At 42.2% G+C, this 11,955-nt stretch carries 11 protein-coding genes; 9 read left to right on the top strand and 2 right to left on the bottom strand.

Annotation, left to right across the window (positions count from 1 at the left end):
• The first annotated feature begins 44 nt into the window (after positions 1 to 44).
• The 6 genes from CS562_RS12545 to CS562_RS12515 all read left to right on the top strand — a co-directional run bounded on the left by CS562_RS12545 (position 45) and on the right by CS562_RS12515 (position 8,085).
• Positions 45 to 1,394, top strand: a complete 1,350-nt coding sequence (locus tag CS562_RS12545; protein ID WP_373561732.1) for an FAD-binding oxidoreductase — start codon at positions 45 to 47, stop codon at positions 1,392 to 1,394.
• 157 nt (positions 1,395 to 1,551) lie between these two features.
• A complete protein-coding gene (locus tag CS562_RS12540; protein WP_099856062.1) occupies positions 1,552 to 2,430 on the top strand; it encodes an RCC1 domain-containing protein in 879 nt (292 codons plus the stop codon).
• A 445-nt stretch (positions 2,431 to 2,875) separates the two neighbouring features.
• Positions 2,876 to 3,958 (top strand): ABC transporter substrate-binding protein, encoded by a 1,083-nt coding sequence (locus CS562_RS12530; protein ID WP_099856058.1) that lies wholly within the window; start codon positions 2,876 to 2,878, stop codon positions 3,956 to 3,958.
• Positions 3,959 to 4,157: 199 nt separating this feature from the next.
• Positions 4,158 to 5,141: a LacI family DNA-binding transcriptional regulator gene (locus CS562_RS12525; protein ID WP_099856721.1), complete on the top strand. Its 984-nt coding sequence runs from the start codon at positions 4,158 to 4,160 to the stop codon at positions 5,139 to 5,141.
• A gap of 205 nt (positions 5,142 to 5,346) precedes the next feature.
• Positions 5,347 to 6,591: an MFS transporter gene (locus CS562_RS12520; RefSeq protein ID WP_099856056.1), complete on the top strand. Its 1,245-nt coding sequence runs from the start codon at positions 5,347 to 5,349 to the stop codon at positions 6,589 to 6,591.
• 12 nt (positions 6,592 to 6,603) lie between these two features.
• Positions 6,604 to 8,085, top strand: a complete 1,482-nt coding sequence (locus tag CS562_RS12515) for a glycoside hydrolase family 32 protein (RefSeq protein WP_099856053.1) — start codon at positions 6,604 to 6,606, stop codon at positions 8,083 to 8,085.
• Between the two features lie 89 nt (positions 8,086 to 8,174).
• On the opposite strand, the gene CS562_RS32590 is transcribed toward CS562_RS12515, so the two are convergent.
• Positions 8,175 to 8,390 carry a hypothetical protein gene (locus tag CS562_RS32590; RefSeq protein WP_125477271.1) on the bottom strand — a complete coding sequence of 72 codons (216 nt, stop codon included), beginning with the start codon at positions 8,388 to 8,390 and terminating at the stop codon, positions 8,175 to 8,177.
• 93 nt (positions 8,391 to 8,483) lie between these two features.
• On the opposite strand from CS562_RS32590, the gene CS562_RS33190 reads away from it, so the two are divergent.
• The gene (locus CS562_RS33190) at positions 8,484 to 8,609 is read left to right on the top strand and encodes a hypothetical protein (RefSeq protein ID WP_063562644.1); all 126 of its coding nucleotides are present in this window, start codon (positions 8,484 to 8,486) and stop codon (positions 8,607 to 8,609) included.
• 138 nt (positions 8,610 to 8,747) lie between these two features.
• Here CS562_RS33190 and CS562_RS33410 read toward each other — a convergent pair whose 3' ends face one another.
• A complete protein-coding gene (locus tag CS562_RS33410; RefSeq protein WP_257219468.1) occupies positions 8,748 to 9,611 on the bottom strand; it encodes a cupredoxin domain-containing protein in 864 nt (287 codons plus the stop codon).
• A gap of 327 nt (positions 9,612 to 9,938) precedes the next feature.
• Between CS562_RS33410 and CS562_RS12505 the strand changes: the two genes are divergently transcribed.
• A complete protein-coding gene (locus CS562_RS12505) occupies positions 9,939 to 10,385 on the top strand; it encodes a MarR family winged helix-turn-helix transcriptional regulator (protein ID WP_099856719.1) in 447 nt (148 codons plus the stop codon).
• Positions 10,386 to 10,463: 78 nt separating this feature from the next.
• Complete coding sequence (locus CS562_RS12500; RefSeq protein WP_099856049.1) at positions 10,464 to 11,864, top strand: NAD(P)-binding domain-containing protein; 1,401 nt, start codon at positions 10,464 to 10,466, stop codon at positions 11,862 to 11,864.
• Positions 11,865 to 11,955: the final 91 nt, after the last annotated feature.

The following is an 11,955-nucleotide window of genomic DNA, read 5'->3' as shown; positions in this document are numbered from 1 at the left end:
GAAAATTATGTGTTCTCATAACTAAGGAGTTGGATAGATACGTGATTTCAAAAGTTAAGCTTACAGGGCGAGTGGTGTTTAAAGGTGACCCTGGTTATGAAGTGGCTCGGAAGAACTGGGATCCGCATACGGACAGATTCCCTAAAGTTTTTGTATTTGCTCAAAAAACAAAGGATGTAGCCAACGCTATAAGATGGGCGCGTCAAAATAAGGTCCCTATTCGTCCGAGAAGTGGGAGGCACGCTTTAGAGTCCAACCTATCACAAGTTAATGGTGGCATTGTCATCGACGTTAGCGAAATGAAGAGAATCAAGTTAAACAAAAAAAGCGGAACGGCCGTTGTTGAGACAGGTAATCGCGTAGGAAGAATCGTGGATACGTTGGCTCGACAAGGTTTTATGGCCCCATTTGGTGACAGTCCAACGGTTGGGATTGGTGGAATAACACCTGGTGGCGGAATTGGTCCACTGCAAAGGACAACGGGTCTCATCTGTGATAATCTAATTGAACTCGAAATGGTTGACGCTAAAGGGCGGATTATTCGGGCGAACAAAAAACAAAATTCCGATCTTCTATGGGCTACACGTGGCGGCGGAGGCGGTAACTTCGGTGTAAATACTAAATATAAATTCAAAGTGCGGCGCGCTCCAGCCAAAGCTACTGTATTTAGTATCACATGGCCATGGGAACAGTTCGAAAAAGTCGTGAAGAAATGGCAAGTATGGGCGCCTAAGGCTAGTAACAAGCTGGGAAGTGAATTAAGTGTTGGTCCCAAAAAAGGCGGAAATGTTAGCATGCTAGGGGTATACCTCGGTTCGAAGAGTGAAGCCCTCCGTCAGTTGGAACCCATTCTTAGCGTAGGAACGCCTACTAAAAAAAGCATTCTGTACCTGCCATACAGGGCAGCAACGAAGTTTTTGCTAGCCCCAGATCCTGTGCTCACTCAAAGGTACAGCAACCAGTTTTCCAGTGGCTTTGGCAGACAGCCATTCCCGGATAAAGCCTTCAAAGTCATGCGTGAGTTTCTGGAAAATGCAGAGGAAGGCACACCAGCCGGGTTCTATTTCCTTAACTGGGGCGGTGCTGTAAGTCGAGTCGCTCCTCAAGCCACTGCGTTTTACTGGCGAAAAGCTGAATTTTATGTGGAATGGAACAGCTCATGGGTGAAGCCATCGCGTGCAGCTAAAAATATTGCTTTGACTCGGAACACAAGAAAGAAATTGCAGCCTTATATTGTAGGGTCCTACATTAACGTACCAGACCAAGGTATTAAAAATCCAGGGCCGACCTATTATGGGAAGAACTACGCCAGATTGAGAAAAGTAAAAGCGAAATACGATCCGAAAAATGTATTTAATAACCCGCAAAGTATTCCGCCGGCTAAATTAAAATAGGATACGATTTCAAACCGTTAATTCTGAGTAGAGTTAACGGTTTTTTGACCTGTCTAATTCCTTGTGTTTACTATTTATTGTAGAGTAAGATGTAAAAAAATTATGATATCGAAACTGCATCTCGGGGATCAGGGAATTTATTTCAGGGAGGTGGAACATGGATTACACTTCGTCGATTGAAGCGGCATTAAAGGTGAAGCGCCCTAGATATACCGCCATAGCGGCGGGGCGACGTCATACCATTGGTCTTAGATTGGACGGAACGGTGACGGCAGTGGGGGATAATAAAGTTGGACAATGTGATGTAAACGGTTGGCGCGATATGGTGGCGGTAGCTGCTGGTAATGTTCATATGGCGACGAACACGGGTAATGCGCATACCATCGGTCTAACGTCTCAGGGCACTGTAGTGGCTGTGGGTTGGAATATACATGATCAATGCGAAGTATACGACTGGCACGATATTGTAGCAATTGCTGCGGGGTGGCGTCGTACCGTTGGTCTTAAATCGGATGGCACGGTGATTGCTGTGGGACGAAATAATGAAGGCCAATGCGCTGTAAGCAACTGGCGTGATATGGTGGCGGTAGCGGCGGGTGACTGGCACACCGTTGGGCTTAGATCAGATGGTACTGTGACGATTGTGGGCAATAATCAGTATGGCCAATGTGAAGTAAGCGGTTGGAGCGATATCGTGGAAGTAGCGGCAGGGTACCTTCATACGGTGGGGCTTACATCGGCTGGTACTGCGGTTGCCGTAGGTGGGAATAAACATGGGCAATGCGAAGTAAGCGATTGGCGTGCAATGGTGGCGATCGCGGCAGGCAGTAATCATACCATCGGTCTTCAATCGGACGGTACGGTGGTTGCCGTGGGTTGGAATAAGCACGGCCAATGCAATGTAGGTGACTGGTGCGATATTGTGGCGGTAGCGGCGGGTTGTGCTCATACTCTTGGCATTAAATCAGACGGCACGGTGGTGGCTGTGGGGGATAATGAATATGGTCAATGTAATGTAAGCAGTTGGTGTAGTTAATCTACTTTTAGTATTCTTTTCCATAACAATATAGCCTGCTCCTTCTTTTTTTGATAACATAGATTAGCCTCAGTTCAACCGAGTCTATAATCGGTTTGTTACAGATTCTTTAGACGAAATTAACACTTTTATAAGTACTTATGTACCACCTGATATTCGTCAATATAACTAATGCTTAATATCAGGGGCAATGTTACGAACGGATGAGTAGAAGGTTCGAAGACGGCACGTTTTGACTGGCACAATCGGTTATGGCACATTGAAAGTCGCTATTATAGCGGCTTTTTTGTTTTACCCGGATTTGTTACTAGAAACGGATAAATCGGAATTTCTTATTGTGATAATAGTTATCATTCTCATTTACGTAATTCGACATTTGCTGTATACTGACAATGACTATGATACATATTGGCCAAAAAGAAAAAGGAAAAGGGAGAGATTTTGAATGTTTTTACGAGTAAAAAAAGGAGCAATCCTTTGTTTAATTACTGCACTTGTTTTTGTGCTTGCAGCTTGCTCCAGTGGTAATGATAGCAGCAAAGATGCAAACACTAGCTCACAGGAAGCCGTGACGGATAGCGCTACGAATGCTTCAACAGATGAGCAAGAAACGGATGCGGATGCTACAGGCGCAGCTCAAACAACATACCCAATCGTTGTTTCAAACTTTACAACTGAAAACGGCACTTGGGTGGCAAAGGAACAAACCTTTGATAAGGCACCTGAACGAGTGGTTGCCAATACACAAGGTGCAGCGGAGTTATTGATTCGTCTTGGCTTGACTGACAAGATTGTTGGCGTAGCGGCGTTATTTGGCAATGTACCTAATGATATTGCTGAAGATTTTAAAAAAATTCCTGTGTTATCTGAAGGTTATGTAGGCAAGGAAGTAACTATAGGTGCTTCACCTGATCTGGTTATGGGGCGTGGGGGATTGTTTGAAGATGCTGATTGGGGTGTTGGTACTGTAAATAGTCTGAATCAGATGAATATCAAAACATTTGTACAAAGTACCAGCGTTACTGATGCAAAATTAGATAATTTATATCAGGATATCACTGAGCTGGGTAAAATATTTAACGTACAAGCGAATGCAGCGGCATATATCGAACAGCTCAAAGCACGTGAGAAAGCGTTATCGGCTCGAGCAAGCGCTGAAACGATCAACTATGCATCTTTCTTTGATAATGGTGATGGAACCATTGGAGTGTACAACGGAAATGGAGACACATTTATTGAAAGTGCAATGTCATTAATCAATATGCATAATATGCTCATTAACGAGGAAGGCACGCTTAGTTTGGAGAAGCTAATCGAGATCAATCCAGATGCTATGATTATTTCGAAATATGCCGGCGGTATTGATCCAGAACAAACGATTGAAAAGCTGCTAGCCAACAAGCAATTGCAAAGTGTTAATGCAATTAAGAACAAGAAAATTTACGTTATTGATTTCAACAACTTCTGGGGGTATGGCGATTCTATCTTCACAGGAGTTGAAGCACTCGCAGATGATCTGAACTTGTAAGAGTAGATGCGCTCGCTTGATCACCATGCATGCAATTAATATCATGTTTATTTTAACGGCAGAACAGTAATTTACTGGGCTGTCGTTTTAATTTGAGCCTAGATTCAATATAGGCTGGAGCATGTCCTTTCACGTTTAACCATGTTAAAATGGAGGGATAATTGTACATATGGTATGGAAAGAAGGCAGGGAGCAATCAATGAAACCTAAACTTAATGATGTTGCAGATTTAGCAGGAGTTTCACCGACGACGGTTTCTCGGGTGCTCAATAATCGAGGCTATATCAGTGAGGAAACGAAGAATCGAGTCCATGACGCGATGCAGCAGCTGAACTATTTTCCAAATGATGTAGCTCGGTCATTATTTAGTAAACGAACCAATCTCATTGGATTAATCATACCCACAACAAGCAACCCCTTTTTTGGTGAGTTGACTTTTCATATTGAAAATATTTGTGCGTCATCAGGTTATAAACTACTGATTTGTAATAGCTTGAATCAGCTGGATAAAGAAGAATCATATGTGGATATGCTCATGCGTAATCAAGTTGACGGCATTATCGTAGGGACACATAACCGAGGCATTGTTAATTATGATCAGAAAAATATTGCGGTTGTTGCGATTGATCGCTTCTTATCGGATACGATTCCTGTCGTAGGATCGGATAACTACATGGGCGGAAAAATGGCTTCTGAGCTGCTGATTGACAAGGGATGCAAGCACATCTTGCATATTAATGGACCTGTCGAATTGGAAACTCCGGCAAGCTTAAGAAGAAAAGCATATGAAGATGTCATGGAGCAACATGGTCGCGAAGCGATCACTTATGAAGTATATGATCCATTCCATCAACAGAATCATGATGAACCGATTGGGCGTTTGCTTGATGAACATCCCGAAGTAGATGGATTGTTTGCGAGTAATGACTTGGTGGCAGCGTCATTCATTGCTAAAGCAAAACAACGTGGCAAACGTGTTCCTGAAGATATTCGTGTAATTGGTTATGACGGAACCGAAACAACTCGTAACTTGCTTCCTGAATTAACGACGATTCAGCAACCTATACAGGAAATTGCGAGATCTGCCGTAGAGCTAGTCATTAAAGAAATTGAAGGTGAATTCAGTGAGGTCCCGCGAGAAACGTATCTGCCTGTGAAACTTATTGAAGCGGGTACAGTGTAATTTAATTTTCATATCTACTACAAATTTTTTGAAGACAAGACGAATGGAGCTAACCTTAGGGTGCTGGGATTAAGGGAAGCTCCTTTTTCTTTCGAAAATATGTCAAGCGGTTGACATATGAAACCGCTTGACATATAATCGATTTTGCAAGCGCATTAAAGTGCTTACATTCACATTAAATGTTCAACTTAGAGGAGCGTTCGATATGAGACATTCAAAGAGCATGTACTGGAAACTAAGCGCCTATTTCTTCTTTTTCTTTTTTACATGGTCAGCAAGTTATTCATTGTTCTCCATCTGGCTGGGGCAAGAAATCAGTCTGAATGGTGCTGAGACTGGCATTATCTTTACTGTAAACGCTATCTTTGCATTATGTATGCAACCGCTTTATGGCTATATCTCCGATAAGATCGGATTGAAAAAGCATATTTTATTTCTAATCAGCGGTTTGCTCTTACTTGTTGGTCCATTCTATATCTATATCTACGGACCTTTACTCCAATACAATGTATTTCTTGGCGCAGTGGTAGGTGGACTATACTTGGGTGTTTCGTTCTTGGCCGGGATTGGAGCTATTGAATCGTATGTAGAGAAAGTCAGCCGTAAATATGAATTTGAATATGGTAAATCTCGGATGTGGGGCTCGCTTGGTTGGGCGGCAGCAACATTCTTTGCCGGTCAGTTCTTTAATATCAACCCTAACATTAACTTCTGGATTGCATCTGTATCTGCTATCGTTCTGTTCATCATCATGATGACAATCAAGGTAGAGATGACAGAATCCGAGATGGAACGGGCTGAATCTATTAACTTTAAGCAAGTTGGTAATTTGTTTGCGAAGAAGCATTTTTGGTTCTTCATTTTATATGTGCTCGGAGTTACGTGTATATACAATGTGTATGACCAGCAATTCCCGATTTACTTCTCATCGACATTCTCGAGCACTGCATTAGGCAATCAAGTATACGGTTACTTAAATTCTTTCCAAGTGTTCCTGGAAGCAGGCATGATGTTCTTAGCACCGTTTATCGTAAACAAAACTGGAGCTAAGAAGGGCCTGATATTGGCAGGATTCTTAATGGCATTCCGTATTATGGGCTCCGGCCTCGTTATCGGACCTTACGGTATATCCGCTATGAAATTGATTCATGCACTGGAACTGCCCATTATGCTAATCTCCGTATTCAAATACTTGGCTGCTAATTTCGACACGCGTCTGTCATCGATCTTGTATCTGGTTGGTTTCCAGTTTACGAGTCAGGTAGGAGCTTCGATCTTTTCACCCATCGCCGGTACGCTTTATGACATCAGAGGTTTCTCGAATACTTACGTGCTTATGGGTATATTCGTATTTGCCTTTACGACAATCTCAATCTTTACCTTAAAGAGAGATCCGAAAAACTTGAATAAGCTGGATCCTAAACCTAAATCGCATATTGAACCAGCATAGGAGGAAAACATGATGAACACTTATCACAACAATACGAAGCAAGCTGAGGAAGCTTTGAAAAAGGCAGAAGGAAAAATGAACAAGCGTTATCGCTTGGGGTATCATATTATGGCACCTGCAAACTGGATTAACGATCCAAATGGATTAATTCAGTATAAAGGCGAATATCACGCTTTCTATCAACATCATCCGTATGATGAGAACTGGGGACCCATGCATTGGGGTCACGTCAAAAGTAAAGATCTTGTGCATTGGGAGCATTGTCCGATTGCATTAGCTCCAGGAGATGCGTGTGATCTGGATGGCTGCTTCTCAGGCAGCGCAGTAGATAATAACGGCGAATTGACATTGATCTATACTGGACATCATTACATTGATCAACCGAACAATATTTTCTTCCAAAATCAAAACGTGGCAGTAAGCACAGACGGCATTCATTTCACAAAATTACAACAGGATCCCGTGATTGCTGAGCCTCCGGCTGATAGCTCCCAGCATTTCCGTGATCCGAAGGTATGGAAGCACGAGGATACATGGTACATGATCCTGGGTAACAGTACGAAAGAAGATGTACCGCGTGTTATTCTGTATACATCTGCGGATCTTAGATCATGGATCTATCATGGTGTGCTTTTGCAGGGAGACAAGGATATGGGATTCATGTGGGAGTGCCCGGATTTCTTTGAACTAGGCGGCAAGCATGTATTTATGTTCTCTCCTCAAGGTATTGATGCGCAAGGAGATCAGTACAATAACTTATTTCAGACTGGGTACTATGTTGGGGAATATGATTATGAAAAAAATGAATACAAGCATGAAGAGTTTATTGAGCTTGATCATGGTCATGATTTCTACGCGGTTCAAACTTTCTTAGATGATCAAGGTCGCCGGATTGCGATTGGCTGGATGGATATGTGGGAAGCCGATATGCCAACAAAAGCAGACGGTTGGTGCGGTGCACTCACCATCCCACGTGTGCTTACATTGGGTGAGAATGACAAAGTTCTGATGAATCCGGTTGACGAAATGAAGCTGCTTCGCCAAAGTGAACATGTTGTGTATCAGGATCATGTGATTTCTGGAAGCTCCTTGACAGAAGTTGAAGCGGATCTGCTTGAAGTGAAAGTCGTGTTTGACCTGACGAAGACAAGTGCGGATCTGGTGGGCTTGAAGCTTCGCGGTACAGGTCATGAGGAAACGGTGATCACTTATTCCATTCCGGATCAGAAGCTTATACTTGATTGTTCCAAATCAGGCAAGAAGACGGATGGCGTTCGTCGTGCAGGTTTAAATGCTGAGGGACAGCTGACATTACATGTATTTCTGGATCGTTCATCCATTGAAATGTTCGCAAATGAAGGGCAAGCTACGATGACAAGTCGTATCTATCCGAGTGGGAAGCTCTCAGGTATTGAACTTATCACTGAGGGTGGAAAGACTCAAGTAAATGGGTTGACATATTGGAAGCTGAACGATATTTGGCAAGCTGAATAAAGAGGAAAAAGACTGTTTTCTGAGCCATTACATGGACTCGGAAGCGGTCTTTTTGTTGAGTAGATACGGACACGAAAAGCCCTTCCGCTTCAAATTCGGGAAGGGAAGGGTGCCTCGTCAGCAGGACCTCCATTTAGAGTTGAACCTGCATAGATAAGACGTGGTGTAGGCATCCCGGCTTGAATCCTCGTTTTCCATATATCGACGTTTGTCAGCGCCGCGCCCATCTCCCTTACTCCGGTTACACCATTAGCCAGAAAGAGCGGAAAAGCATTTTTATAGTTATCTTCCAGATGGACATGCATGTCCCACAGACCTAGCCTATTTTTATTTTTAGCCTTGTCAAATTAACAAATCCTGAATAATCTAACACATACCACAAAAGAGGGGGAAGAAACATGAGCGAAGTTGGATATGGGAATGTAGGCGGACTTGGTGGAGGATACGGTGGCTTCACGTCCGTTGGTGCAATTCTGGTATTGTTTATTTTGTTGGTTATCATCTCCAAAGCTTTCTTGGTTTAATACTAGCTTATGAATTTCCGCTAGCTTTTGCTGGCGGTTTTTTGTTATATAAAAGTCCATAAAAACAATTTTAAATAGGGAACTTTGTGTCATGAGTAACTGACATAAAGTTCCCTATTATGATCCTACATTTCTCGCTTATACTACGGTGATCGTTCCATAATACATGTACATGCCACAATTGAAGTTGTACGTTCCAGGTTTCAGATCTTTTAAGGTAATGAAGTTATCTCCTTTTTCGAGATACACATCTATTCCTAAATCTTTAGACTGAACACTTCTTATACATGTATAACCTGAATGTTTTATAAAATTTATTTTTGTTGGAACGCCAGCTTTTACTTCAATATTTTCTTGACTAAAACCATCTGATTTTACATCGACGGAAACAATCTGATATTCTGAATTTTCTTGAAGAGAAGTAGCTTGCTCACTCTGTGATTCTTGTGATTTAATTGCCGATGTATCATTCGGTTGATATTGGTAAAATAACGTTGCACCTACAGCTATAATTCCAAAAGCTACAGTAAGTATACCTCCAATAAACGGCATACCAATCCCACTTTTATTTGTTTTATCGCTAGTATCCGTTTCTTGATTCGACAATTGAAGAGCAACGCTCATAATAAAAATGAATAGGATGTCAACAAATATCATCATGAGATAGGAAGGACCAATCATTACCCCGAGCATTGCTCCCATCATGCCGCCCATAATTCCTGCCAACATACCATCCAAAGTTGCCAATATACTGATAGGTTTGCCTGTGAAGTATCCGGCTCCTAAGCCAAACAATATGGCGGCAATGGATGGGACTGTTAAATCCCGAGGAAATACAATGCCTAATTGTACACCGAGTACAAGGCTGGACATCATGCCAATGGTCATAGCGATCATCATGCCAGGCATACCTGTAAGTTTTTCTTTTCGCTTATACGTTTTAAGAACAATGAATGCTGTAAACAGTACGACCATAACTATACTTAATAGCGCTAATAACACAATCTTATTCCTCCTAATATCCATACAGTAATGATGTGTAGTTATCTACTCATTGACATTACGATCAAGATCATTCATCTCATGTATTAATATATCAGAATTATCATAACGGCGTGACTATTGTCACAGACAAGTCAATGGTTTGCCGTAATAGTATGAAGAAAATTTGACATTTTGCTGCTACCCCTTTCTAAAAATAAATTTATAGTTAAAATTTTAGACTTTAAAATTTAAATTAGACATTATTTGATGCTCTTTTGATTTTATATTTGCAAACTGCAAGTAATTTGTATATAATGATGACCGGAGGTGATTATGTTGTCAGATATTGAGAATCCCAGAGAGCCACTACAAATTATGGTCCGTCGTTTCGGCTTACTGGATAAAAATTGTTGCACGGTTGGAGAGCATGAAATATCGCTGGTTCAGAGCCATATTCTATACGAAATTAACCATCAACATGAGCCGTCCATGCAACAAATTGCTGAAACGCTCGCCATGGATATCACAACCTTCAGTCGTCAAGTACAGACCCTGATTAAGAAAAATTTGGTTCAAAAAACACCACTGCCTGAGGATCGCAGAGTATACATTCTCAGTTTGACAGACGAAGGAGAATTTGTAACAACGGCTATAGATCATCGGATGAATACTCATCTGGATGAGGTTTTTTCTTTCATGACGGATACAGAAAAGGAGACCGTCATTCAATCCATTAAACTGCTCAATGAGAGCATGCTAAAATCGAAAATGTGTTGTACGCCGCTGGGGTAATGGGCTTCATTACCCCGTTACATTACTCAAACACTTGCAAAATGCAAGTATATTTAAACATACTGGAGGTACATTGATATGAAAAACGTTGAATTCAAACAAGTTGATTCTTGCTGTGCTCCCACTTTAGAGAAAAAGAAGGTTTCCCCTTTGGAATCTTTAAACCAAGGAGAGTTAACCCATTTACCTGTTGTTATCATTGGTGCAGGACCTATTGGTTTGGCTGCAGCAGCTCATCTGATTGAAGCAGGCCAATCGTTTATTATTCTTGAGGCGGGGACTAAAGTAGGTGAGAATATCTCCCAATGGGGCCATGTTCGTCTGTTCTCACCATGGCAGTATAACGTAAATAAAGCGGCTGGACGATTGTTATCCAAGAAGGGATGGATTGCCCCTGCTCCAGATGATTTACCAACAGGGCATGAACTTCGGGATCTGTATTTGCTCCCGCTCGCAGAACTTCCGGAGATTCAGTCCAATCTTCATTTAAATTCTCGTGTTGTGGGGATTAGTCGCAAAAATACAGACAAAATGAAAACAGCAAGCCGAGAAAAACAACCCTTTATGATCTACGTTGAAGAAGAGGGTGAGGCTAAGCGGTATGAGGCGAGGGCTATCATTGATGCTTCAGGAACTTGGGGGCATGCTAACCCTGTACTCGCCAGCGGCGTGTTGACCCCTGGAGAACAAGCTCTTCGTAACCATATATTTTATGGCATTCCGGATGTGTTTGGAATAGATCGAGAGCGCTACACAGATAGACATATCGCAGTAGTAGGAAGCGGACACTCGGCCTTGAATACATTACTTGATCTTGCCAAGCTTCAAGAATTAAATTCCGGTATGACACTGACCTGGATCATGAGAAAAGATCAAGTGGAGGAAGCATATGGCGGAGAAGCGAGTGATCAGCTCGAAGCGCGAGGAGAACTGGGACGTCGTATTCATGAACTGGTGGATTCCGGAAAAATAACTGTTGTTACACCGTTCCATATTCAGGAACTGAAGCAGGAAGGGAAGCAGATTACCATAAGCGGAGAGCAACATGGTGTGGTACAGGTGATAGCACATATTGATGAGATCATCGTGAATGCCGGAAGTCGGCCTGACTTGTCCTTCCTCAGGGAGCTACGGCTGAGTATCGACCCGACCACAGAAAGTGTGGCAACCCTTGCTCCGTTAATTGATCCGAATGTTCATAGTTGCGGTACTGTTCGTCCTCATGGGGAGAAGGAATTGCGTCATATGGAACAAGGATTGTATATTGTTGGGATGAAAAGTTATGGACGTGCGCCAACCTTCCTGATGGCTACCGGATATGAACAAGTTCGTTCGGTGGTAGCTTTTCTAGCAGGTGACCTGGATGCAGCTACAAAAGTAGAACTGGATCTACCTGAAACGGGTGTGTGCAGTCTAAATCGTCCAAAAGTACAGGTAGCCGAGCAAACAATTGATTGTAGTTCATCTTGTTCCAATTAATATAGAATAGGTCTGATTAACCTGAAAGTGTTGGTTTAACTATAACCAATACTTTCAGGTTCATTTGGAATTTAAAATTGACAATAACACT

The organism is Paenibacillus sp. LK1 (assembly GCF_002750415.1).
GTDB classification, from domain to species: Bacteria; Bacillota; Bacilli; order Paenibacillales; family Paenibacillaceae; genus Paenibacillus; species Paenibacillus taichungensis.
Note: the sequence above shows the minus strand (reverse complement) of the source record. Positions and strands in the feature narration are given on the sequence as shown.

Bases quoted from the DNA above. Each gene is read 5' to 3' on its own strand.
- CS562_RS12540 (WP_099856062.1), top strand. From the start codon at position 1,552: ATGGATTACACTTCGTCGATTGAAGCGGCATTAAAGGTGAAGCGCCCT.
- CS562_RS12530 (WP_099856058.1), top strand. From the start codon at position 2,876: ATGTTTTTACGAGTAAAAAAAGGAGCAATCCTTTGTTTAATTACTGCA.
- CS562_RS12525 (WP_099856721.1), top strand. From the start codon at position 4,158: ATGAAACCTAAACTTAATGATGTTGCAGATTTAGCAGGAGTTTCACCG.
- CS562_RS12520 (WP_099856056.1), top strand. From the start codon at position 5,347: ATGAGACATTCAAAGAGCATGTACTGGAAACTAAGCGCCTATTTCTTC.
- CS562_RS12515 (WP_099856053.1), top strand. From the start codon at position 6,604: ATGAACACTTATCACAACAATACGAAGCAAGCTGAGGAAGCTTTGAAA.
- CS562_RS32590 (WP_125477271.1), bottom strand. From the start codon at position 8,390: ATGCATGTCCATCTGGAAGATAACTATAAAAATGCTTTTCCGCTCTTT.
- CS562_RS33190 (WP_063562644.1), top strand. From the start codon at position 8,484: ATGAGCGAAGTTGGATATGGGAATGTAGGCGGACTTGGTGGAGGATAC.
- CS562_RS12500 (WP_099856049.1), top strand. From the start codon at position 10,464: ATGAAAAACGTTGAATTCAAACAAGTTGATTCTTGCTGTGCTCCCACT.